Source organism: Janthinobacterium sp. SUN073 (genome assembly GCF_030397665.1).
Classification (GTDB): Bacteria; Pseudomonadota; Gammaproteobacteria; order Burkholderiales; family Burkholderiaceae_D; genus Janthinobacterium.
In genome coordinates this window covers 377,962-400,294 of record NZ_JAPUBT010000003.1, presented here as the reverse complement: position 1 = coordinate 400,294, position 22,333 = coordinate 377,962, and the positions used below count along the sequence as shown (strand labels likewise).

Annotated in this window: 20 protein-coding genes; 14 read left to right on the top strand and 6 right to left on the bottom strand. The window is 64.8% G+C overall.

From position 1 onward, the window contains the following. Positions 1–31 precede the first annotated feature (31 nt). The 10 genes from O0882_RS12260 to O0882_RS12215 all read left to right on the top strand — a co-directional run bounded on the left by O0882_RS12260 (position 32) and on the right by O0882_RS12215 (position 13,758). Positions 32–3,178: an efflux RND transporter permease subunit gene (locus tag O0882_RS12260; protein ID WP_289948257.1), complete on the top strand. Its 3,147-nt coding sequence runs from the start codon at positions 32–34 to the stop codon at positions 3,176–3,178. Continuing rightward, positions 3,178–4,551 (top strand): efflux transporter outer membrane subunit, encoded by a 1,374-nt coding sequence (locus O0882_RS12255; protein ID WP_289948256.1) that lies wholly within the window; start codon positions 3,178–3,180, stop codon positions 4,549–4,551. The genes O0882_RS12260 and O0882_RS12255 overlap by 1 nt, the downstream gene beginning before the upstream one ends. A 166-nt stretch (positions 4,552–4,717) precedes the next feature. Beyond that, positions 4,718–7,477, top strand: a complete 2,760-nt coding sequence (locus O0882_RS12250; RefSeq protein ID WP_289948255.1) for a DUF4962 domain-containing protein — start codon at positions 4,718–4,720, stop codon at positions 7,475–7,477. Between the two features lie 133 nt (positions 7,478–7,610). Beyond that, entirely contained in the window at positions 7,611–8,891 is a 1,281-nt protein-coding gene (locus O0882_RS12245) for an arsenic transporter (protein WP_289948253.1), read from the top strand. 58 nt (positions 8,892–8,949) lie between these two features. Beyond that, positions 8,950–9,534, top strand: coding sequence for a TetR/AcrR family transcriptional regulator (locus O0882_RS12240; RefSeq protein ID WP_289948251.1), 585 nt, complete (start codon positions 8,950–8,952; stop codon positions 9,532–9,534). A 75-nt stretch (positions 9,535–9,609) separates the two neighbouring features. Further along, the gene (locus O0882_RS12235; RefSeq protein ID WP_289948248.1) at positions 9,610–10,740 is read left to right on the top strand and encodes an alkene reductase; all 1,131 of its coding nucleotides are present in this window, start codon (positions 9,610–9,612) and stop codon (positions 10,738–10,740) included. After that, positions 10,737–11,120, top strand: a complete 384-nt coding sequence (locus tag O0882_RS12230) for a nuclear transport factor 2 family protein (RefSeq protein WP_289948247.1) — start codon at positions 10,737–10,739, stop codon at positions 11,118–11,120. Before O0882_RS12235 ends, O0882_RS12230 begins: the two co-directional genes overlap by 4 nt. A 58-nt stretch (positions 11,121–11,178) precedes the next feature. After that, positions 11,179–11,808: an NAD-dependent dehydratase gene (locus tag O0882_RS12225; RefSeq protein WP_289948246.1), complete on the top strand. Its 630-nt coding sequence runs from the start codon at positions 11,179–11,181 to the stop codon at positions 11,806–11,808. Between the two features lie 47 nt (positions 11,809–11,855). Then, positions 11,856–12,305 (top strand): GNAT family N-acetyltransferase, encoded by a 450-nt coding sequence (locus tag O0882_RS12220; RefSeq protein ID WP_289948245.1) that lies wholly within the window; start codon positions 11,856–11,858, stop codon positions 12,303–12,305. A gap of 163 nt (positions 12,306–12,468) precedes the next feature. Continuing rightward, the gene (locus tag O0882_RS12215; protein ID WP_289948243.1) at positions 12,469–13,758 is read left to right on the top strand and encodes a nucleotide disphospho-sugar-binding domain-containing protein; all 1,290 of its coding nucleotides are present in this window, start codon (positions 12,469–12,471) and stop codon (positions 13,756–13,758) included. Here the strand turns inward: O0882_RS12215 and O0882_RS12210 are convergent. From O0882_RS12210 to O0882_RS12195, 4 genes are all read right to left on the bottom strand, one after another. Continuing rightward, positions 13,755–14,672: a DUF2145 domain-containing protein gene (locus O0882_RS12210; RefSeq protein ID WP_289948479.1), complete on the bottom strand. Its 918-nt coding sequence runs from the start codon at positions 14,670–14,672 to the stop codon at positions 13,755–13,757. The two genes, O0882_RS12215 and O0882_RS12210, sit on opposite strands and share 4 nt — an antisense overlap. A gap of 32 nt (positions 14,673–14,704) precedes the next feature. After that, the gene (locus O0882_RS12205; protein ID WP_071077609.1) at positions 14,705–15,136 is read right to left on the bottom strand and encodes a hypothetical protein; all 432 of its coding nucleotides are present in this window, start codon (positions 15,134–15,136) and stop codon (positions 14,705–14,707) included. Positions 15,137–15,228: 92 nt separating this feature from the next. Continuing rightward, entirely contained in the window at positions 15,229–16,062 is an 834-nt protein-coding gene (locus tag O0882_RS12200) for an HDOD domain-containing protein (protein WP_289948240.1), read from the bottom strand. An 89-nt stretch (positions 16,063–16,151) separates the two neighbouring features. Further along, positions 16,152–17,249: an acyl-CoA dehydrogenase gene (locus O0882_RS12195; RefSeq protein WP_289948239.1), complete on the bottom strand. Its 1,098-nt coding sequence runs from the start codon at positions 17,247–17,249 to the stop codon at positions 16,152–16,154. A 118-nt stretch (positions 17,250–17,367) separates the two neighbouring features. Here O0882_RS12195 and O0882_RS12190 point away from each other — a divergent pair, with 118 nt between their 5' ends. From O0882_RS12190 to O0882_RS12180, 3 genes are all read left to right on the top strand, one after another. Next, positions 17,368–17,658 carry a hypothetical protein gene (locus tag O0882_RS12190; protein WP_289948237.1) on the top strand — a complete coding sequence of 97 codons (291 nt, stop codon included), beginning with the start codon at positions 17,368–17,370 and terminating at the stop codon, positions 17,656–17,658. Positions 17,659–17,722: 64 nt separating this feature from the next. Continuing rightward, the gene (locus O0882_RS12185; RefSeq protein WP_289948235.1) at positions 17,723–19,384 is read left to right on the top strand and encodes a SulP family inorganic anion transporter; all 1,662 of its coding nucleotides are present in this window, start codon (positions 17,723–17,725) and stop codon (positions 19,382–19,384) included. A gap of 49 nt (positions 19,385–19,433) precedes the next feature. Beyond that, on the top strand, positions 19,434–20,054 hold the full coding sequence (locus tag O0882_RS12180) for a ParB-like protein (RefSeq protein WP_289948233.1): 621 nt from the start codon (positions 19,434–19,436) through the stop codon (positions 20,052–20,054). A gap of 13 nt (positions 20,055–20,067) precedes the next feature. On the opposite strand, the gene O0882_RS12175 is transcribed toward O0882_RS12180, so the two are convergent. Beyond that, on the bottom strand, positions 20,068–20,640 hold the full coding sequence (locus tag O0882_RS12175) for a DUF4337 domain-containing protein (protein ID WP_289948232.1): 573 nt from the start codon (positions 20,638–20,640) through the stop codon (positions 20,068–20,070). 156 nt (positions 20,641–20,796) lie between these two features. On the opposite strand from O0882_RS12175, the gene O0882_RS12170 reads away from it, so the two are divergent. After that, on the top strand, positions 20,797–21,249 hold the full coding sequence (locus O0882_RS12170) for a PaaI family thioesterase (RefSeq protein WP_289948231.1): 453 nt from the start codon (positions 20,797–20,799) through the stop codon (positions 21,247–21,249). A gap of 22 nt (positions 21,250–21,271) precedes the next feature. Here O0882_RS12170 and gstA read toward each other — a convergent pair whose 3' ends face one another. Further along, on the bottom strand, positions 21,272–21,886 hold the full coding sequence (gene gstA / locus O0882_RS12165; protein WP_289948230.1) for a glutathione transferase GstA: 615 nt from the start codon (positions 21,884–21,886) through the stop codon (positions 21,272–21,274). Between the last annotated feature and the right edge of the window lie 447 nt (positions 21,887–22,333).

Genomic DNA, 22,333 nt, shown 5'->3' with positions numbered 1-22,333 from the left:
CACACTTTGAATACAATGAAAGCCTAACGACATGCCTCAATTTTTCATCAACCGCCCCGTCTTTGCGTGGGTGGTGGCGGTCTTCATCGTCCTGTTCGGACTGATCGCCATACCGCAATTGCCGATTGCGCGTTTTCCTTCCGTGGCGCCGCCCAGCGTCAGCATCAGCGCCAATTATCCTGGTGCCACGCCGCAAACCATGAACGATTCCGTGGTGGGCCTGATCGAACGCGAACTGTCGGGCGTCAAGCATCTGCTGTATTTCGAGTCGTCCACCGATACCTCGGGTTCGGCCTCGATCACTGTCACCTTCCAGCCCGGTACGAATCCGGAAATGGCGCAGGTGGACGTGCAAAACCGCCTGAAAGCCATCGAGCCACGCCTGCCGCAAGCCGTGCGGCAAAATGGCCTGACGGTGGAATCGGCGTCGTCCGGCTTTTTGATGATCGTCAGTTTGATCTCCGAGAATGGCCAGCATGATGAAGTGGCGCTGGGCGACTACCTGGCGCGCAACGTGACGGAAGAACTGCGCCGCATTCCCGGCGTGGGCAAGGTGCAGCTGTTCGGCTCCGAGCGGGCCATGCGCATCTGGGTCGATCCGGCCAAGCTGGTGTCGTACAACATCGCCATGGGCGAGCTGACGGCCGCCATCGCGCAGCAAAATGCACAGATCGCCCCGGGCCGCTTGGGCGATTCGCCCGCCGTGCACGGCCAGCGCGTGACCATTCCGCTGACGGTGCAGGGCCAGCTGCAAACGCCGGCCGAATTTGCCGCCATCGTGCTGCGCGCGAACGCGGATGGCTCGAAAGTGACCATCGGCGACGTGGCGAAAGTGTCGCTGGGGGCGCAAAGCTTCAATTTCAGCATCCGCGAAAACGGCCAGGCCGCGTCGGGCGCCGCCATCATGCTGTCGCCGGGCGCCAACGCCGTGCAGACGGCGGCCGCCGTGCGTGCGCGCATGACCGAACTGGCACACACCATGCCGGCCGGGATCAAGTACTCGGTGCCGTTCGACACGGCGCCGTTCGTGAAAATCTCGATCGAGAAGGTCATCGTCACGCTGTTGGAGGCGATGGTGCTGGTCTTCCTCGTCATGTATCTGTTCCTGCAAAAGATACGCTACACCCTGATTCCCGCCATTGTCGCGCCGATTGCCCTGATGGGCACCTTCACGGTCATGCTGCTGGCCGGCTATTCCATCAACGTGCTGACCATGTTCGGCATGGTGCTGGCCATCGGCATCATCGTCGATGACGCCATCGTCGTGGTGGAAGCGGTGGAGCGCCTGATGGCCACCGAAGGCTTGTCGCCGAAGGAAGCGACGTCGAAGGCGATGCGCGAAATCACCGGTGCGGTCGTCGGCATCACGCTGGTGCTGACGGCCGTGTTCATCCCGATGGCGCTGGCCAGCGGTTCCGTGGGCGCCATCTATCGCCAGTTCACGCTGGCGATGGCCGTGTCCATCCTGTTCTCGGCCTTCCTGGCGCTCACCCTGACGCCGGCCCTGTGCGCCACGATGTTGAAACCGATCGGCCCGCACGATCATGACAAGAAGGGCTTTTTTCTGTGGTTCGACCGCCAGTTTGACCGCATGACGGCGCGCTATGAAAAGGGCGTGGTGGCGATGCTGAAACGCGCCGGCCGCTCGATGGTCGTGTATGGCGCCATCGTCGCGGCGCTGGGCGTGGCCTTCATGCAGCTGCCGTCGGCCTTCCTGCCCGAGGAAGATCAGGGCTATTTCATCACCTCGATCCAGCTGCCGTCGGACGCCACCATGGAGCGCACGCTCGATGTCGTCAAACTGTACGAGCAGCATGTGGCCACGCGGCCCGGCATTGAAGTGAACCAATCGATTCTCGGCTTCAGCTTTTCCGGCGCGGGACCGAACGCGGGCCTGGCGTTCACCATGCTGAAGGACTGGAAACAGCGCAACGGCGCCACGGCGCAGGAAGAAGTGGCGCTGGCGCAGGCGGCCATGTCGCAAGCGAAGGAGGGCGTGATCATGAGCCTGATGCCGCCCGCCATCGATGAACTGGGCAACTCGTCCGGCTTTTCCATGCGCCTGCAAGACCGCGCCAACCAGGGCATTGCGGCCCTGCAGGCGGCGCAGAACCAGCTGCTGGGCCTGGCCGCGCAAAGCAGTAAGGTGGCGGGCGTGTATCCGGACGGCTTGCCGCCCGGCGCCAGCGTGCGCCTCGATATCGACCGTACCAAGGCCGAGGCGCTGGGCGTGTCGTTTACGGCCATTGCCGACATGCTGACGGCGGCCATGGGCTCCACCTATGTCAACGATTTCCCGAATGCCGGCCGCATGCAGCAGGTGATCATCCAGGCCGATGCGCCGTCGCGCATGCAACTGAACGACGTGCTGGCCTTGCGCATCCGCAATAACGCGGGCGGCATGGTGGCCTTGGGCGAACTGGTACGCCCCGTGTGGAGCGAGTCGCCGCTGCAACTGGTGCGCTACCAGGGCTATCCGGCGGCGCGCATCTCGGGCAGCGCGGCACCCGGCGTGTCGAGCGGCGACGCCATGCTGGAAATGGAACGTCTCGTGAAACAGCTGCCAGCCGGCTTCGCGCTGGCGTGGACGGGCCAGTCGCTGCAAGAGAAGGAATCGGCGTCGCAAGCGCCCATGCTGATGGCGCTGTCGATGCTGGTGGTCTTCCTCGTGCTGGCGGCCCTGTATGAAAGCTGGTCGATTCCCGTCTCCGTGATGCTGGTGGTGCCGCTGGGGCTATTGGGCGCCGTGCTGGCCGTGATGGTGCGCGGCATGCCGAACGATGTGTTCTTCAAGGTGGGCATGATCACCATCATTGGCCTGTCGGCGAAGAATGCGATTCTGATCGTCGAATATGCGCGCCAGTTGCAGGCGCAAGGGCGTGGGCTGGTCGAGGCGACGGTGGAAGCGGCCCGCTTGCGTTTGCGCCCGATCCTGATGACGTCATTGGCCTTTGCGTTGGGCGTGGTGCCGCTGATGCTGGCCACGGGCGCCAGCGCTGAAACGCAGCACGCGATCGGCACGGGCGTGTTCGGCGGCATGATCACCGCCACCGTGCTGGCCGTGTTTTTCGTGCCCGTGTTCTTTGTCGTGGTGCTGGGCGCCGTCGACAAGGTGGGCAGCTATTTCAACAAACGCAGTAATCGCACCGCCATCAAGGCGGTGGAAGGAGAGTTGTAATGCGTTTGATATTTATCACGCCGCTGGCCGCGCTGGCCTTGTCGGCCTGTTCATTGACGCCGCCGCTGGTCAAGCCGGCGGCGCCTATCCCTGCCGCTTATGCCGAGGTTACCGCATCGGGCATAGTCGACACTGCAGCCGACCTGGGCTGGCGCCAGATGCTGCTCGATGCGCGCCTGCAGCGCCTGGTCGATATCGCGCTGGAAAACAACCGGGACTTGCGCGTGGCCTCTCTCAACGTGGAAGCCGTGCGGGCCCAGTACCAGATCCAGGATGCGGGCCGCTACCCGGCCATAGCCGCCAATGCGGGCGGCGTGCGCCAGCGCGGCGCCGATGCCAAGCTTCAAAACACGTTCACGGCCGGCATCGCCATGAGCGCATTCGAGCTCGACTTGTTCGGCCGCCTGCGCTCGCTGTCGGACGCCGCGTTTGCGCGCTACCTGGCCACGCAGCAGGGCCAGCGCGCCGCGCACATGGCCTTGATCGGCGCTGTGGCCGACGCCTATCTGGAGCAGCGGCTGGCCGAGGAGCAGCTGGCGCTGGCGCGGCAAACCCTGCTTGACTGGCGCCAGGCTTTGATCCTGACGCAGCGCCTGCACGGCGCGCAGCAGGGCAGCGGCCTGGACGTGGCGCAAGCGGAAGGGCAGGCGGCCACGGCGGAAGCGGACGTGCAGGCGCGCGTCCGGTCCAGCTTATTGGCGCGCAACAACCTGGAATTGCTGCTGGGCGCGCCGCTGCCAACGGACTTGCCGGCTGGCCGGCCGCTCGATGGCCAGCCCGTGCTGACGCAGCTGCCACCCGGCCTGCCGTCGGACTTGCTGGCGCGCCGTCCCGACATCTTGCAGGCCGAATATGCGCTGGTGGCGGCGAATGCGGAAATCGGCGCCGCCCGCGCCGCCTTCTTCCCCCGTCTGTCGCTGACGGCGCAGCTGGGCCTGGCCAGTCCGGAACTCGGTGACTTGTTCCGTGGCAGCGCGCGCAGCTGGTCGTTTGCGCCGCAAGTGACGCAGCCGCTGTTCCAGGGCGGCCAACTGCGCGCGGAACTGCAACTGTCGCGCCTGCGCAAGGACGTGGCCGTGCTGCAATACGAGCAAGCGATCCAGGCGGCCTTCCGCGACGTGCGCGACGGCCTGGCCGGCAGCGCCACGTTTGCGCAGCAGATCGATGCGCAAGAACGCGTGGTGGTGGCGGCGCGCCAGCGCCAGCGCCTGTCGCAGCTGCGCTACGACGCGGGGCAGGACAGCCGGCTGGAATTGCTCGACGCGCAGCGCCAGTCGTATGCGGCGCAGCAAGCCCTGCTCGACGCGCGGCGCGACCAGTTCAAGTCGGCCGTGGCGCTGTACAAGGCGTTGGGGGGAGGGCTGGAGGAGTAGGTGAATTCGTCATAGCAATGCATCGGGCACGTGTATGGAGCATGGAATGATTTCAAAATAACAAGTGTATTGCCGCTTTGATGTTATTATTGAAATAACATCACTATTCCTCTGTATTCGATGCGGAATGGTGTATTTCCTGGCCCACCATTCAAAAGGAGCATGCATGCGTAAGCCCCACGTCGCGCTATTGTTATCGGTTTGTATGGGCGCCGCGCACGCCGCGCCCACGATCCTGGAATTCGATGCCGATCACCTGAAGGTGGTGGAAGGCCAGCCTGTGCGCCTGCACTGGGAGGTGAGCGGGGCCACCACGGTCATGCTGAATGGCGTGCCGGTCAGCGGCAACAGCCAGATCGTCAGGTATGTCGCTGGCGATGCTTCCACGCTGCGCCATACCCTGACGGCCAGCACTCCCGGCGAGCCGGAAACGGCCACGCGCACCATCGAGCTGTCTGCCGGGGTGGTGTTGGACAAGGACTATATTGCCGAATCGTACGCGGCCGGCTGCAAACCCGTGCAGGAAGCCGATTTTGTCGTGGAGCATGAGTATGCCCGCATCGAGCCGCGCGACTGTACGTCCGTGAAAGTGCGTAATCCCGTGTTTGTCTGGCCTGATGTTTATGACGTCGCAGAAATGGTCTTGACGGTCAATTTTCCCAGTGGAAAGAGTCCATTGCGCATTACCACGACGCGCACGTCGCTGATTCTTCCCGAGCTGTTGAACGAAACCGGGCTGTACACGTGGCAGGTGGAGTATCGCCTGCCGGGCGGCCAAAGCAGGTCCGGCGAGGTCCGGCGTTTTCATTTCGACGGCAATGCTGTCGACAACCTGCCCGACCTGCCCACCGCTGCCGAAGTCATGGCCAGGATCGGACAGCGTTTGCATCCACGTCTGATTCCGCTGTCGGCGAATGGCCAAGTCATGCAAATGTCGGCCATCCACGCCGCCGTGCAGGCAAGTCCCCTGGCAGCCTCCTACGAAACATATCTGGCCGAGGCGGAGCAGGTATTGGCCAATGAACTATACGTCATGCCTGCAGAGCCAACCAACGAGGGGCCAAACGCTATCGAGCACGCAGCGTTCGGGGCGGCGCAGGGAATAGAGCGGCTGGCCGTGGCGGCGCTGGTCAAGGGCGACCAGCGCTATCACGCGCAGGCCATTGCCCGCCTGCTGCAACTGGCCAGCTGGGCGCCGGACGGCGTGAGCGGCGAATGCCAGCAGGATCAGGCCAACATGCAGATCATGGTCGCCCTGGCGCAAGGCTTGGACATGCTTTACTACAATATGACCGGGGCTGACCGCTATGTGCTCATCAATGCGATCAACGCACGGCTCAATCCCTTGATGTACAAGATGGAAGCAGGTTTGCGCGCCAATCCGTATGACTCGCATGTACTGGCCTCCGCCTACTATGCGGTGCAAACCCTGATGCTGTCGGCCGGCGCCGTCGGTCAGGGACCGGTCGGCGACGTGACGTTTGAACAGGGCGCGCAATATGACAAGTCCTGCTATGCCAACGACAAGCCGCTGGTGCCGTTTGACCGTTTCTCCGCAGCCTGGGAAACGCTGATCACGAGTTCCGGCACCTGGGGCGGCGGCACGGACAGCGCGTTTGGCAACAGCGTCAGTTATGCGTGGTACGCGCTCACCTCCTATGCGCCGGCCATGGCCTCGTATCTGTTGATGGCCAATGTGGATATCAGCCGTATCCCCGCGCTGCGGCAGTTTGGCGACAATTTCCATGCGCACACGGTGCGGGACCGCTCGAGCAAGGTGCGCAGCGCGTTCGGCGACGGCAGCAACCGCACGGGACATTATGCATCCTATGCCTGGGATTCCTACCGCCTGTTTGCCCAGGTATCGCAAAATCCCGTCGACGAATGGTATTACCGTGACAATATTGAGCAGACCCAGTCGCTGGCCTTGCCCTTCCAGCATTATTTCCTGACAGCACTCAGGCCGCCCGTTGAACCCGCCGTGCTTCCCGCATTGAAACGAACGTATCTGTTCGAGGATGCGGGTGTGGTTGCCATGCACTCCGATACGGCTAATCCGCAGCGCTCGAGCCTGTTTTTCCGTTCCAGCCGTCTTGGCGCGATCAACCACAGCCATGCGGACAACAATGCTTTTACCTTTGTGTCAAAAGGCAAGAGTATTTTCATTTCCGGCGGCATCTATGAAAATTTTGGCGATTTGCCGGAGCAGCGGGTCAGGCGCGCCACGCGCTACAAGAATGCGCTGACATTCGATGCGGGGGCAGGGTATAACAACGCCGGCATAGGCCAGGCCGAGTCGACGGCAAACCCCGTTGCGCCGGGCACGCCGCGGTTTTACAGGCAGCCACATGGCAGGCTGATCAATTTTTATGCGGCCGAGACGAGCGACTGGTCGGTTGCCACCGGGGACGCCACGGCCGCTTACCGCAGCCTTGACGAAAATACGTGGGTTTGGACCCCTTTGCTGCAAGGGGCGGTGCGTACTGTCGCCTATAACGCCAAGGCAGGCGTGGCCCTGATTTACGATTGGGCGCAGAGTGCGACCAAGCGCCGCTGGCAGATGAATTACCAGACGCTGGTGGCGCCGGTGGACATCGGGGCGCGTGAATTCAAGGTCAATGCGGGCGATGGCGTCAGCGTCTGCGTCAACTATCACGGATATGACGGAAAGTATGCGACGCCGGAAAAGATGTCCAAGGTGGCCAAGAACGCGCAACTGGAATGGCCGGCAGGCGAACCTGAGCAATATCACACCGCGTACAAGACCAATATACGCAGCAATTCCCTGGCCAGCCTGATCGTCTTGAAGGAAGACTGCAATGCCGTTTCCGTGACGGCCGAGTATTTGTCGCCGACCAAGCTGCTCGTCAAGGTCGATACCAGCTGGTTCATCTTCGATAAAAAGGCGGTGCAGCTATCCGAGTAACTGCAGCGACCGCCTGGCAGGTGAATCATTGCTTTGATTCTATTTGATATTTCCAGTATTATGGAATCATTGCATCCATTCACCGGCCCAGGCGCGATTGCGCGCCTTGCCGCCTTATCCGGAACCTCGCCGCATGCTGACCGCTTTTCTGATCTTTCTCGCCACATTAACCCTGGTCATCTGGCAGCCGCGCGGCCTGGGCATCGGCTGGAGCGCCGTCATCGGTGCTGGTGTCGCCTTGCTGGCCGGCGTCATCCACTGGGGTGACATCCCCGTCGTCTGGCATATCGTGTGGAACGCCACCGGTACCTTCATCGCCGTGATCATCATCAGCCTGCTGCTGGACGCGGCAGGCTTTTTCGAATGGGCCGCCTTGCACGTGGCGCGCTGGGGCGGCGGCAGCGGCAGAAAACTGTTCGTGCTGCTGGTCTTGCTGGGTGCGCTGGTGTCCGCCGTGTTCGCCAATGACGGCGCCGCGCTGATCCTGACGCCCATCGTCATCGCCATGCTGCGGGCCTTGAAATTTTCCGCCAGGGCCACCCTGGCCTACGTCATGGCGGCCGGTTTTATTGCGGACACGGCCAGCCTGCCGCTGGTGGTGTCGAACCTGGTGAATATCGTCTCGGCCGATTTCTTCAAGATCGGCTTTGCCGAGTACGCTTCCGTGATGGTGCCTGTCAACGTCGTCGCCGTGGCCGCCACCCTGGGCGTCTTGCTGCTCTTCTTCCGCCAGGATATCCCGCGCGATTACGATGCCTCGCAACTGAAGCGCCCGGACGCCGCCATCCGCGACTTGTCCACCTTCCGCGCCGGCTGGCTGGTGCTGGCGCTGCTGCTGGTGGGCTTTTTCTCGCAGGAACACCTGGGCGTGCCCATCAGCCTGATCGCCGCCGTGGGCGCCGCGCTGCTGCTGGGCGTGGCGGGCAAGGGCCACGTGATTTCCACGCGCCACGTGATCCGTCATGCGCCGTGGCACATCGTCGTCTTTTCACTGGGCATGTATTTGGTCGTGTATGGCTTGCGCAATGCGGGCTTGACGGCGTACCTGACGGGCATGCTGAACCACTTTGCCCAATACGGCGTGTGGGGTGCGGCCATGGGCACGGGCGTGCTGACGGCCTTGCTGTCGTCCGTGATGAACAACCTGCCGACGGTGCTGGTGGGCGCGCTGGCCATCGACCCGACGACGGCGCAGGGGGCCGTGCGCGAAGCGATGATTTACGCCAACGTCATCGGCAGCGACCTGGGACCGAAGATCACGCCCATCGGCAGCCTGGCCACCTTGCTGTGGCTGCATGTGCTCGACAGCAAGAATATCCACATTTCCTGGGGCTACTATTTCCGCGTCGGCATCGTGCTGACCGTGCCCGTGCTCTTGGTGACCTTGGCCGCACTGGCGCTGCGTCTGGGTTGATGTCACAGGGAAGATGGTTTGCTAGACGACCGGTCAGATTTTTTGTTATACTGGTCGCATGAGCAAAAAATCCTCCGCTGACATGCGCCAGCACCTGATCGATATCGCCAAGGCCCTGATGGCCGAGAAGGGCTATACGGCCGTGGGCCTGGCGGAACTGGTGGCGGCGGCTGGCGTGCCGAAAGGTTCCTTTTACTATTATTTCAAGTCGAAGGAAGAGTTTGGCCAAGCTTTGCTCGATGACTATTTCACCACCTATCTGCAAACGGTCGACGCCTTGCTGACGGGGCCTGGCAATGCCCGCGAGCGCCTGCTGGCCTATTTTGATTACTGGAGCGCGACGCAGGCCAGCAGCGCGCCGGAAGGCAAGTGCCTGGTGGTCAAGCTGGGCGCCGAAGTGTGCGACTTGTCCGTGGACATGGGCGCCGTGTTGCAGCAAGGCACGGGCGCCATTCTGGACCGCCTGACGCAGTGCGTGGAAGCGGGCCATCTCGACGGTTCCGTGGCGGCGGCGACATCGGCGCGCGTGCTGGCCGAATCCCTTTACCAGTTGTGGCTGGGCGCTTCCCTGATGGTCAAAGTCGCCAGGAGCTGCGGGCCGTTCGATGCGGCCATGTCGACCACGCAACGGCTGCTGTCGTAGCCGTTTTTTTACTTGCAAACTAGACGACCGGTCAGTTATTTTCGGGTTTCTCTCACAGAATATGAAAGCAATACGATGACCGAACAGCATGAAAGCGATTTGTTCTCTCCCGTCAATCTGGGTGCGCTGGCCCTGGTCAACCGCATCGTCATGGCGCCGCTCACGCGCAGCCGCATGGGCGACGATGGCGTGCCGCATGCCTTGCACGCCGAGTATTACGCCCAGCGCGCAGGCGCCGGCCTGATCATCAGCGAAGCGACGAATATCTCACCTCAGGGGCGTGGCTACGCCATGACGCCCGGCATCTGGTCGGACGAGCAGGTGGCTGGCTGGAAGCGGGTCACCGATGCCGTGCATGTGGCCGGCGGCAAGATCGTTTGCCAGCTGTGGCATGTGGGACGGTTTTCGCATGCCAGCCTGCAGCCCGACGGCGCCGCGCCCGTCGCACCGTCCGCCATCCGGGCCGAGGGCAGCACCTACACCGCCAGCGGCATGCACCCCGTGTCCATGCCGCGCGCGCTGGAAACGCGGGAAATCGCCGGCATCGTCGCGCAGTATGTGCATGCGGCCGAATGCGCGCTGCGCGCCGGTTTCGATGGCGTCGAAGTGCATTCGGCCAACAGCTACCTGCTCGACCAGTTTCTGCGCGATTCGACCAACCGGCGCACGGACGCGTATGGCGGCAGCATCGAAAACCGCGCGCGGCTGACCCTGGAGGTGACCGAAGCCGTGGTGACCGTCTGGGGCGCGTCGCGGGTCGGCATCCGATTGTCTCCCGTCACGCCCGATGCGGGCAACACGCCCGTCGACAGCGACGTGATGGCCACCTATGGCTACCTGATCGAACAGTTGAATCGCCATGGACTGGCCTATCTGCACTTCGTCGAGGGCGCTACGGCCACCTCGCGCGATGTGCCCGATGGCGTTGACCTCGACGCGCTGCGGGCACTGTTCAACGGCTCGTACATCGGCAACAACCATTACGACTTGCCGCTGGCACAGGCGCGCCGCGCGCAAGGCAAGGTCGATGCGGTGGCGTTTGGCCGTCCCTTCATCGCCAACCCGGACCTCGTGGCGCGCCTGCGCCATGGCGTGGCGCTGACCGTGGCGCCGCGCGAGGCGTATTACGGCGGTGGCGCCAGCGGCTACACCGACTGGCCAGCCAGTTCTGAATTCTTTTTCACTCACCCAAGGAGCGCAACATGAACAACACCACTTATGTGCAGGATTACCAGGCCATCGTCGCCGTGCTGAATCAATACAATGTGGGCGGGGCACAGGCCGACAGCAGCATCATGCGCCCGGCTTTCAGCAGCCAGGCCACCATTTTCGGCGTCGATGGCGACGATAAACTGACGGGCGGGCCCATCGAAGGCCTGTTCGAAATTATCGACAGCGCCTTCCGGCCATCGCCGCAGGCAAGGGCGGCCATCGTGCGCGTCGATATCGTGGGCACGGCCGCCAGCGCGCGCGTCGATACGGACGATATCTCGGGTTTCCGCTTCACCGACTTTTTCAATTTGCTCAAGGTGCAAGGCGAGTGGAGCATCGTCAGCAAGATCTATCACACGCACGCGGGCGCCTGATGCATGGCCTGGGCGCCCGATGCTGTATCGTGTGGCGTCCAGCATGCGGGGAGAAAGAATGAAACTGATACTGATAGGCGCCACGGGCCTCGTGGGCCGCGAAGTGCTGCGGCTGGCCCTGGCCGACGCGCGCGTCACTGCCATCGTGGCGCCCGTGCGCAAGCCTACGCCGGCGCATCCCAAGCTCGATGCGCCCCTCGTCGATTTCGAACGCTTGCCAGCGGACGCGCCCTGGTGGCAGGCGGACGCCGTCATCTGCACCCTGGGCACGACCATGAAGCTGGCTGGCACGCGGCAGGCCTTCCGGAGAGTCGACCACGATTATCCGCTGGCCGTGGCGCGCCTGGCACTGGCGGCGGGCACGCGCACATATGCGCTCAATTCGGCCGCCGGCGCCAACGCCGCTTCGCGCATCTTCTACAATCGCGTCAAGGGCGAGCTGGAACGCGACCTGGAGCAGCTGGGTTTTGCCTCGCTCACCTACGTGCGGCCGGGCCTGATCGGCGGCGAGCGCGACGTGGCGCGGGCGGGCGAGGGCGCCGCGTTGCGCCTGCTGCGCGTGCTGGGGCCCGCGCTGCCGGCGCGCTGGCGCATCAATCCGGCGCCGCGCATCGCGCAAGCCCTGCTGGAAGCGGCGCTGGCCGGCGCACCGGGCGTGCATGTCGTCAGTTCGGAGCAACTGGCATGAATGCGCATCGCCTATAATCGGCGTTCATGTTCTTTTGAGTACAGAAAATGCAAACAGTACGTCCTTACGCGGCCGGCGACCGCGACGCCTGCCTGGCCCTCTTCGACGGCAACACGCCGCGCTTTTTCGACCCGTCCGAGCGCGCGGACTTTGCCGCCTGGCTCGATACTTCGACGCATCCCTACCTGGTTATTCTGCGCGACGGCCGCATCGTCGCCTGCGGCGGCCATGCGCTCGAGGCGGGCGGCAGCGTCGCCAGCCTGTGCTGGGGCATGGTGGCGCAGGACGTGCATGGCCAGGGACTGGGCCGCGCGCTGACGCAGGCGCGCCTGGACGCCATCCGCGCCATGCCGCGGGTGGCCAGGGTCACCATGAATACCAGCCAGCATACGCAGCAGTTTTATGCATGCTTCGGCTTCGAGCCCGTGAAGGTGACGCCGGATGGCTTCGGGCCCGGCATCGACCAGTGGGACATGATGTTGCAACTGCCGGTGTAGCCATTGCAGGCAGCCATGGCGTCAAGCGGCGCTCAGATACTGATTGAAATGCCAACCTTCATCGCTTACCATCGTTGGATGTTTTCACTAGGAAAGATTCCCATGCGCCCTACGTTCTTGTCCGATTTTGCACTGTACACCATCGCCAGGCACGGAGGGCGGCATGGCTGACGACAGCCACCCGCCGGAGCCGCTCGTCATCGTTGCCAGCAACGGCACCGGTGGCGACATGCAACCGTTTATCGCGCTGGCGCAGGGCTTGCGGCAACGGGGGCGGCGCGTGCTGCTGCTGGTGCCGGCCTGGCAGGAAGCGGCGGCGCTGGCCTCAGGGCTGGCGTATCGCACTTTCGGCAGTGCGGCAGAGGGGCAGGCCATGCTGGGCAACCCGGACCTGTGGGATGAGCGCAAGGGCTGGGGTGTGGTGTGGCGCGGCCTCGTGCCGCACCTGGGCGCCGTGCGCGACGTGGTGCACGGCTTGCCAGACGGTGAAGATTGCGTGGTGCTGTGCCACCCCTTCCTCGTGCCGATGGCCGCCCTGGCACGGTCAGTACGCCCGGACCTGCGCATCGTCGCGGCCTATCTGGCGCCATCGAACCTGTGCAGCAGCCATGATTTCCTGGCGGCCGGCTCGCTGCGCATTCCCGCCTGGGTGCCGCTGGCCTGGCGCCAGGCCCTGTGGCGGCTGCTCCACCGCGGCATGGTCGACCCGGTGCTGCTGCCCGGCCTGAACGGGGCGCGCGCGCAGTACGGGCTGAAGCCCGAAGCGCATTTTTTTGCGCACATGCTGGCCGCGCCGGATGCCTCGCTGGGGCTGTTTCCCGCCTGGTTCGCCGCCCCGCAGGCGGACTGGCCGCCGCATTTCGTGCAAACCGGTTTCCCCGGCGCCGCCCCGCATGGCGCTGTAGCGCTGCCGCCGGAGCTGGAACGCTTTCTGGGCGAGGGCGAGCCGCCCATCGTGTTTACGCCCGGTACCGGGCACCAGCACGCGCGGCGCTATTTCAGCATCGCCCTGGAAGTGCTGCGGCGGCTGGGACGGCGCGGCCTGTTCCTGACGCCCCATGCGGCGCAAGTGCCGCAGCATTTGCCCCCCAGCGTGATGTGGCAAGCGCACGCGCCGTTCGCGGCGCTGTTGCCGCGCGTGGCGGCCGTGGTGCACCACGGCGGCATCGGCACCAGCGCGGACGCTTTCCGCGCGGGCATCCCGCAGCTGATCGTGCCGTTCGCCTACGACCAGTTCGACAATGGCTGGAGGATCAAACGGCTCGGGGTAGGCGATGTCTTGCTGGCCAGGCGCTTGTCGGCCGGGCGCATGCAACGGCAGCTGGCGCGCCTGCTGGCCGCGCCCGAAGTCCAGCTGGCGTGCGGCGAGGTGGCCCGCCGGATGGGGCAGGGATTGGAGCCAGCACACTCGCTCGATCAGGTCGAAGCGGCGCTCGCCGCCCAGACTGCTTAGGGAATGTTGTGCGGCGTATCGTCGAGGGCGATGACGCGGTCGTTCGGGCCGGGCACGCAGCCGTCAGCGACCGGTTCCCAGCCCCGGTGCACCACCACCTGCCTGCCGTCGTGGCAGATTTCCACGCGCTCGCTGGCGGGCAGGCGCTGGCGCGCGAACGCTTCCAGGCTGGCCGGCAGGCTTACTGCCAGTTGCATCGTGCCGATGGCCTCGGGTGGGTGGTCGTCCATGTGCACCAGGGGCACGAAGATCGATCCCAGCATCAGCCAGCGCGCACCCACGTCGACGGCGGCGGGGTTGTAAGGCGCGGCGCGCAGCCAGTCCTGGGCGCGCGCGCGCAAGTCGCCGCCCTCGGTCAGCTCGCCCCAGGCGGCGGCCAGCAATTCCACCACCCACTGATTGCAATTCTGGTATTTCAGGCTGAATGCGTAGGCGTTGGCGCTGTAGCGGCCCGCCAGCAATTGCTGCACGCGCACGGGGTCGAGCAGGGCACGGCGCAGGGGCGGCACGCTTTCCGCCGGCAGTTTCACGACAGAGATGTAGCCAAGAGATGGATTTGCCGTGCCCATGGCGAAACCGGCCGTGCCCTGGTCGAAGATGCGCGGGCGGCCTTCGTCGCAGGCGTAGTACAGCTGGCGTGCGGACCAGCCATTGTCATTGTCGTGGCGCCAGGCCAGCGCCGCATGCGAATAGCGGATGCCGAAGCGCGCCAGGTCCAGGCCGGAGCGGCTGATCAGGGCCACGCTGCCTTCGCTGGCGGCCAGTTCCTCGCGCACCACTGCGGCAAAGCGCAACAGGCGATCCTGCTCGGTAGCCGTGAGTTCCTGCGCGCGGTCGCAAAAGCGCGACGAGGCGAGCGAAGTACCTGCCTGGGCGGCGCCGGCCACGGCCAGCGCGGCGCAGCCGGCCAGCAGCCGCGCCAGTTTGCGCAGGGTTACACCTGAAATCAAAGGCTGACGGGACGCGTGGCCATTTCGCCATACCAGTCGTCGGCCAGCACCAGGAAGAAGGCGGCGCGCGTGTCGTTGCGCGAGAATTCGATGCCATAGGCGCGATTTTGCGCATGCACCACGTCGCCCTGCGCCAGCTGCTGCTTGTCGAGCGCCGCTTGCGGCAAGTCCAGCACCAGCGGCGTTGCCGTGGCGTCAGCCTGCATGGTCAGACGCGTCATGCCGTCGCGGCCCGGCAGGGCGGCCACGTCGATGATGCGGTAAGGGCCATTGGCCACCTTGTTGTCGCGCGAGGAGCTGTTGCTCGAACCGTTGAGCGAATCGGAAATGCTGCCGCTCGACTGGGAGCCGGCGCTGGAGGCCGAGGAAACGAAGCTGTCGGCGTTGGCGTTGCACGCCACGGTCAGAGCTGCGGCCAGGCCGAGCATGCGTAAGGAGATAGTCAAGGCAGTTTTCCAGTGCACATCAATGAAAGCGGGCCGGGTCCATCCCGGCCTGCGCCATGATAGCAGATCGGCTATCAGCTGAGCAGTACCTCGATCAGGCCCTTCGCTTCGGCCGACGGCTGCGTGCGCAGCACCTGCAGCACGGGATCATGCTCCAGGTAGGCTTGCAGCGGCGCGCTGACGGTGACGCTGGCCTGCGGCAGCGGCGAGGGCACGGGCGCCAGCGCCTTGGCCAACAGCAGGGTGTCGCGCAAGCCTTCGGGCGGCAGCATGATGGTCGAGCCGGGCAAGGCGTTGACGGCATCGGCCACGGGCAGCGGCACACCCAGCTGGCGCATCAGCGCGCGGCCGATCACTTCCAGGGTGGACGCCATCTGCGTTTCCAGCTGGGCGTACAGGCCCGGGGTCTTGTCGGCCTGGGCCAGCATGTAAAAGCCGGCCACTTCATGCACGATGCCGGCGAACAGTGCCGTGTCGGCATCCGTGTGCGTGACGGCGCCTGCCAGCGCATGCGCCAGCGCCGCCACGTGCACGGTGTGCGCCCACAGCTGGGTGGCGCGGGCGCGCAAGGCTTCGTCGCGGATGCCTGCGTTCAGCTGGCGGATGACGGCCGCCGTTGCCAGCGCATACAGGTTGCGGTGGCCCAGCCGCTCGACGGCGGCGCGCACGCTGGTGATGGCGGGCGTCTGGCCGGACGCGAACAGGGCCGAATTGGCCAGCGCCACGGCGCGCGCCGACAAGGTCGGTTCGCACAGCAGCAACCGGCTGATGTCGGACGAGTGGCAATCGGGATTGGCCAGTTCCTTTTGCAGCAGCAGGGCCGTATTGATGCTGGTGGGAAATGCCAGGGTTTCCATTTCGGCGCTGGCCAGGAGTTGTGCCAGGCTGCTGAGCGTGTTGACGTGCATGGATAGGGGAACGGGAAGTAGCAATGCCCCCATATTATCAGGCAATCCGGCCTGCATGGCGTCCGGCTGCCTTTTCAGCCATGCGCCTGTCAGGGCAGCAGCAATGAATGTTGGCTGGCCGTATGGAAATCGCGCCACACGCGGTTGATGGTGCTGTCTTCGCGGGCCGCGTACAGGCCGCAGTACGGATACAAGCCATCGACGGCTGAGCGCGAGGCGGCCACCAGGGCCAGCGAAGCGGCTTGCACGGCCTGCATGGCGTTGTCGTCCAGCACCGCGCCGCCTGCCACCGTTGCCCAGCTGTCGTCCAGCACGGCGTAAAAACGCGCGCGCGCGGCGATAAATGCGTCTTTCTTGCCCTGCAGCATGGCGGCCACGTCCGGCACATCCAGCAGCGGCAGGCCGGCGCGCGCATGGCGGCGGCGGTGCATGCATTCCTCGGCCAATTCCATGAAGTGCGCGGCCATGCCGGCCACGTTGGCGGCCAGGGTCACGTAGGCCAGCGAATAGAAAGGGTAGCGGTACAGGGGGCCGTTGGCCGTCGCGGTGTCGGGACTGATTGTAAACCCATGCTCCTTGCTGAGCCACTGGCCATCGATGCGATAGCTGTGCGAGGCGCTGGCGCGCATGCCCAGGCTGTTCCACGAGGGCACCAGCTGAACCAGCGCGGCGGGCACGAGGAAGGCGCGGATGCGCGGCTGGCCTTGCGCATCGAGCAGGGGCTGGCCATCGCGCCGCAGCCGGGCGTTCAGGGTGAAGTGGGTCGCCATGGGCGCGCCGCTGGCGTAGTCCCAGCCGCCCGTGATGCGGTAACCGTCGCCTTCCTCCTCGGCATACCCGGTGGCCGCGCCGCTGCCACCCAGGCAGACGCGCGGCGTGCCGATAATGGCCTGCGCCAGCTCAGGTTCCAGGAACCCCGCAAACCAGCCCGCGCCCGCGCACAGGGTCAGCACCCAGCCCATGCTGCCGTCGACGGCGGCCACGGCTTCTTCCAGGCGCACCACTTGCGGCAGGGGCAATTCGGCGCCGCCTGCGCTGCGCGGCGCCAGCATGGTCAGCCAGCCGCGCCGGTGCAGCAAGGCCTGCTGGGCCGGATGTAAAAAGCGGGCGGCGTCGGCCGCCGGCGCATGGCGCGCGATGCGCCGCGCGTCGCGTGCGGAAAGGGTAGCAATGGCAGCGTGCGGCATGAGTAAAGTCCGGCAATGGCGAAGGCGGGCATTTTCGCACAGGGCGGCGTGCCGGGCATAGTCAGCGCCTGTTGCGGCGCCAGTCCGGCGCCTGTAAGCTGCAGGAAAGGGGGAAAACATGTGCAAAATCGTCAATGCGTGGAGCGCGGCGGCATTGCTGCTGTGCCTGACGGCTTGCGCCAGCGTGCCGCCACCGGTCGTCATGGTAGGCAAGGAAGACATCACCGTGGCGGGCCAGCGCGTCCACACGGTGGAGGAGATGCTGGCCGTCCTGTCCGAGAAGAACATTGCCAGCGTTGCCTTGCGGACGGAGCCGGACGTGCCCTATGAGCGCATCGGCGCGGTGATTTACTCCATCTTTCGCGCCGACAGAAAAGTGACGGACGTGGGCCGCTCGGCAGCGCCGTGAGCCGGCATGGCGCCGTTTTGCCGCAGCATGTCGCGGACCAGTGCCACCCACCAGGAGCATCACCATGAGTGCAACGGCTGCGACGCAAGTGAACCGCTGGCAAGATGTCAGTGCCGGCCTATCGATCGCGGGCCTGCTGCTGCCGGAAGCGGTGGCGTATGCCAGTATCGGCAACCTGGCGCCCCAGGCGGGCATCCTGGCCCTGTTCGCGGGCTTGCTGTGCTATGGCGTGCTGGGCACGAGCCGCTTTGCCATCGTCTCGGCCACGTCGTCGTCGGCCGCCGTGCTGGCCGCGGCCATGGCATCCATGCCGGGCGGCACGGCGGGGCACCGGCTCATGCTGATGGCGGGATTGGTGATGCTGACGGGCGTATTTTTCCTTCTGGCCTGGGTGGCCAGGCTGGGCAGCGTCACGCAATTCATCGCCAAGCCCGTGTTGCGGGGCTTTTCCTTCGGCCTGGCCATCGTCATCATCGTGAAACAGTTGCCAGGCGTGCTGGGCGTGCAGCCGCCGCAGGGCGACGTGCTGCATCTGGTGCCCGGCTTGCTGGCGCGGGCAGGGCAGTGGAACGGGCTTGGCGCGGGCCTGTGCGCGGCGGCGCTGCTGTTGCTGTTCCTGCTGCGGCGCTGGCAGCGCTGGCCCGCCGGCCTGATCGTCATTGCGCTGGGCATCGGCGCAGGCCGCTGGCTGGATCTGCCTGGCCATGGCGTGGCCCTGGTGGGTGCCATCGATATCAGCCTGGCCATGCCCGTCCTGCCGCGCCTGACGCAGGAAGAGTGGACGCGCCTGGCCGAGCTGGCGTTTGCGCTGGCGCTGATCCTGTATGCCGAATCGTACGGCGCCATACGCAGTTTTGCCTTGAAGCATGGCGACCCCGTGGCGCCCGAGCGCGACTTGCTGGCGCTGGGCGCGGCGAACGTGCTGGCGGGATTGCTGCAAGCTATGCCGGTGGGCGCTGGCTATTCGGCCACGTCGGCCAACGAGGCGGCCGGCGCCACCTCGCGCCTGGCGGGGCTGGTAGCCGCCGCCGTGGTGGGCGTCATCGTGCTGACCCTGCTGCCGCTGGTGGCGTTCACGCCCGTGCCCGTGCTGGCCGCCGTGGTCATCCACGCTGTCAGCCATACCCTGAACCCTGTTTCCTTGCAGCCATACTTTGCCTGGCGCCGCGACCGCCTGCTGGTGCTGGCGGCGATTGCCGGCGTGCTGCTGTTCGGCGTGCTCGACGGCTTGCTGGTAGCCATCGCCATCAGCCTGCTGCTGATGCTGCGCCGCCTGTCGCGGCCAGGCATGTCCGTGCTGGGGCGGCTGGGCGACAGCCACGACTACGTCAAGCTGGCGCTGCATCGCGATGCCCGGGCGCAGCCGGAGCTGCTGATACTGCGCCTCGATGAACCCTTGTTCTTTGTCAATGCCGAGCGCAGCCTGCACCTGGCGCGCGCCATGCTGGAAGAGCGGGCAGGTCCGCTGCGCAAGGTGATCCTCAGCCTGGAAGAGTCGCCAGACCTCGATGGCAGCAGCGTCGAAGCGTTGCGCGACTTTGCCGCGTTCGTGCGTCAGCAGGGGCTGTCCCTGGCGCTGGCGCGGCTGAAGGAGCCGGCGTATACCGTGCTGCAGCTGGCATTGCGTGACATGCTGGCCGGCAAGGCCGGGCCGGCGCTGCTGCTCAGTGAATTGAGCGTGGCCGAGGCCGTGCGCCTGCTGGGTCGCGCCATGCCTGAAAAGTAGCTGCGACTATGCTACGCTGGCTGCCAGGCGATGCATCTGGAGAAACGGCATGACAAGCGCGAAACCGCAACTGGTCAAGGCAAGGCTGAACAAGCTGCTGCCCACGCAAATCACGGTCGGCATGGCCGAGGTGGCGCTCAAGCGCGCGCACTGGGCCAGCCTGGGCAGGAAGGCGCGGTCGGCCGCGCTGGCCGATCACTGGTTTCCCAGCATCATCGGCCCGGAAGGGCGCCACTACATCGTCGACCACCACCATTTCGGCCTGGCGCTGCACCAGGAGGGCGTGAAAACCGTCAGCCTGATGATCCTGAAGGATTTGTCCTGGCTGGAGCCGCTGCACTTCTGGCATGTGATGGACCACCACCAGTGGGTGCACCCGTACGACAGCGAAGGCTTGCGCCGCGATTTTTCCGCCATTCCCCGGCAGCTGAGCGGCTTGCACGACGATCCCTACCGCAGCCTGGCCGGCGAATTGCGCAGCGCAGGCGGCTACGCCAAGGATGTGACGCCGTTCAGCGAATTCCTGTGGGCCGACTTCCTGCGCAGCCGTATCGCACCCGCCGGCCTGCAAAAGAATTTCCCCAAGGCACTGGCACAAGCCATGAAGCTGGCGCGCGGCCAGCAGGCGCGCTATCTGCCTGGCTGGAGCGGCGTCGTGCCGCTCGCCTGAAACGCGTCTGCCGTTACAGCAGGAAGGCGCTGCCGGCCGCCAGTATGCCGGCCGCGGCCGCGCTCACGGAACCCCACAGCAGCCAGCGGCGCCGCGTCAGCACGGTGATGGCGGCCAGCGCCACGGCGATCTGGATGAAGGTCAGGGCCATGGCCAGACGTTCGTGCGGGCGCAGCTTGGCCTCCGATTCCTCGCCCAGCTTTCTCGATTGCTCTTCCAGTTGGCGCGCGCTGGCTTGCACGGCCAGTTTTTCCTTTTCCTGCCTGGCCTGCTCCGCCAGGTAGCGGGTCCGCACCTCGGGCACGCTGGCCAGCGCGGCCGTCGCTTCGGCGATATGGCCTTTCGTCGACTTCGCCTGGTACAAGGCCCACTGGTCGCTTGCCTGCGCCTGTTTCAGGATGCTCTCGTTCTTCAGGAACATGGCCTCGTTCTGCGCATTGCCGCTCTGGTAGCTGATCAGGGCGCCGATGGTGGCGAGTATGGCCGTCATCAGGGCGATTTTTTGCGTGAGGCCATCGCGTTCCTTCTCCGTTGCTTCTTCCACGGCGTGTTCATGGGGACTGGGTACTTCGTATTCTTCTTCCATGACGGATCTTTCGCGGGGGCTGGTGGGAAGGTGCTAACTGGTGTCGACATGACGATACTACCGCATCTGCCGTGCAAGCCGGCGAGTGCCGCCACATGGTGCGTACGGGCATAAGCGGGTACAGTACAGCGTTCCCTCCTTGAAAGCGCACAGTCCATGAGCACGTCCCGTCATCCCTACCCGCAATTTGCCGACAGAGTCCGCGCCAGTTTTGATTTGCAGAACGCGATGACCTTGATCCAGGCCAGCCTGCCCGTGGTGGCGCATGGCAGCACGGAAATCCACGTGCCGCACTGGAGCGGCATCGAGCAGCAGCACGGCTTCGTGCACGGCGGCGTGGTGGGCATGATCGCGGACTCGGCCGCCGGCTACGCGGCCATGACCATGGTGCCGGACGGCGCGTCCGTGCTGACGGTGGAATACAAGATGAATTTGCTGGCGCCCGCCGATGGCGAAAAACTGATCGCGCGCGGCAAGGTGGTACGTCCGGGCCGCACCCTGATCGTCACGCAGGCCGAAGTGTTCGCCGTGCGCGATGGCAAGGAAACACTGTGCGCGCTGATGCAGCAAACCATCATGGTAATGCACGGCAAGGCGGAAAAAACCTGAGCCGTGCACCGGGCCACGGCGTTCAAGCCGCCTTGGCCAATCCTTCCGCTTCCCAGGCAGCCTTGACGCTGTCACGCTGGGCCATTCTGCCCAGGAAGGCCTGCACATTGGCCAGGCCCGCCAAATCCACGCCCAGGCCTGGTGCCCAGCCCGTGATGACGAACAGATAGGCGTCGGCCACGGTGAATTGCTCGCCGGTCAGGTAGGGCAGGCCTTGCAGGCGGCTGTCCACCCACTTGTATTTCTTGCCTAGTTGTTCGATGAACAAGGCCTTGGTGGCGGCGTCAAAGTGGGGATCGAACAGGGGACTGAACGATTTATGCAGCTCGGACGTGATGTAATTCTGCCATTCCAGCACCTTGTAGCGGGCAAAGTTGCCCACGGGCGGCAGCAGATCTTGCCTGTCCGCCTGTTCGGCGATGTACTGGGCGATGACGGGGCCTTCGCTCAAGGTCGTGCCATCGTCGAGCGCCAGCAGCGGTACCTGGCCTTTCGGATTGAGTTCGTAGTAATTGCCGCCTTCCGGCGTGCGGTGCTGGCCCAGGTCGACCTTCACGAGGGTGAAGGCCGCCCCCGTTTCGCGCAGGATGATGTGCGGTGCCTGCGAGCAGGCGCCTGGCGAGTAAAAGAGTTTCATGGCGATCCTTGAACAGGTGGAGAAGCTGTCACTATAGTCCTGCGCCGCCGCACGGTAAACGCATGTTCGCGTGGTGACTATTGCTGCCCGGTGCACGATTGCGCTGGCTCAAAGCCGTGGATAGCGCAAGGTATCGAGCAGCAAGGTCAACGCGGGCGAGGGGTGGCGCCCGATCAGTCATGCGTCGCGCTGCGTTTTGTTGTTGTTCTGCAAGTAATGTTGTCGGACTATTGCCTGATGAAAACTTTTCTTTACTCCACGGGAATGCGAAAGTCTTACAGTGGCCGCATGAACAATTTACCTAATTTACCTATCGAGGGCAGGGCATCGTGACATTTCCCACATCAAATATTGCAAATTTCACAGCAGTGATCGTGCCTTTGCTTCCCCAAAAGTGACTTTGCAACGGTCCTGCATCAGCACGGACCGCCTTTTTCGCATCCGCGA

Excerpts from the sequence above, each read along its gene's own strand:
- O0882_RS12175 (WP_289948232.1), bottom strand. The coding sequence starts at position 20,640 with ATGGAAGAAGAATACGAAGTACCCAGTCCCCATGAACACGCCGTGGAA.
- O0882_RS12185 (WP_289948235.1), top strand. The coding sequence starts at position 17,723 with ATGAGTGCAACGGCTGCGACGCAAGTGAACCGCTGGCAAGATGTCAGT.
- O0882_RS12260 (WP_289948257.1), top strand. The coding sequence starts at position 32 with ATGCCTCAATTTTTCATCAACCGCCCCGTCTTTGCGTGGGTGGTGGCG.
- O0882_RS12250 (WP_289948255.1), top strand. The coding sequence starts at position 4,718 with ATGCGTAAGCCCCACGTCGCGCTATTGTTATCGGTTTGTATGGGCGCC.
- O0882_RS12205 (WP_071077609.1), bottom strand. The coding sequence starts at position 15,136 with ATGCTCGGCCTGGCCGCAGCTCTGACCGTGGCGTGCAACGCCAACGCC.
- O0882_RS12245 (WP_289948253.1), top strand. The coding sequence starts at position 7,611 with ATGCTGACCGCTTTTCTGATCTTTCTCGCCACATTAACCCTGGTCATC.
- O0882_RS12240 (WP_289948251.1), top strand. The coding sequence starts at position 8,950 with ATGAGCAAAAAATCCTCCGCTGACATGCGCCAGCACCTGATCGATATC.
- O0882_RS12200 (WP_289948240.1), bottom strand. The coding sequence starts at position 16,062 with ATGCACGTCAACACGCTCAGCAGCCTGGCACAACTCCTGGCCAGCGCC.
- O0882_RS12190 (WP_289948237.1), top strand. The coding sequence starts at position 17,368 with ATGTGCAAAATCGTCAATGCGTGGAGCGCGGCGGCATTGCTGCTGTGC.
- O0882_RS12215 (WP_289948243.1), top strand. The coding sequence starts at position 12,469 with ATGGCTGACGACAGCCACCCGCCGGAGCCGCTCGTCATCGTTGCCAGC.
- O0882_RS12180 (WP_289948233.1), top strand. The coding sequence starts at position 19,434 with ATGACAAGCGCGAAACCGCAACTGGTCAAGGCAAGGCTGAACAAGCTG.
- O0882_RS12225 (WP_289948246.1), top strand. The coding sequence starts at position 11,179 with ATGAAACTGATACTGATAGGCGCCACGGGCCTCGTGGGCCGCGAAGTG.
- gstA (WP_289948230.1), bottom strand. The coding sequence starts at position 21,886 with ATGAAACTCTTTTACTCGCCAGGCGCCTGCTCGCAGGCACCGCACATC.
- O0882_RS12195 (WP_289948239.1), bottom strand. The coding sequence starts at position 17,249 with ATGCCGCACGCTGCCATTGCTACCCTTTCCGCACGCGACGCGCGGCGC.
- O0882_RS12220 (WP_289948245.1), top strand. The coding sequence starts at position 11,856 with ATGCAAACAGTACGTCCTTACGCGGCCGGCGACCGCGACGCCTGCCTG.
- O0882_RS12235 (WP_289948248.1), top strand. The coding sequence starts at position 9,610 with ATGACCGAACAGCATGAAAGCGATTTGTTCTCTCCCGTCAATCTGGGT.
- O0882_RS12255 (WP_289948256.1), top strand. The coding sequence starts at position 3,178 with ATGCGTTTGATATTTATCACGCCGCTGGCCGCGCTGGCCTTGTCGGCC.
- O0882_RS12230 (WP_289948247.1), top strand. The coding sequence starts at position 10,737 with ATGAACAACACCACTTATGTGCAGGATTACCAGGCCATCGTCGCCGTG.
- O0882_RS12170 (WP_289948231.1), top strand. The coding sequence starts at position 20,797 with ATGAGCACGTCCCGTCATCCCTACCCGCAATTTGCCGACAGAGTCCGC.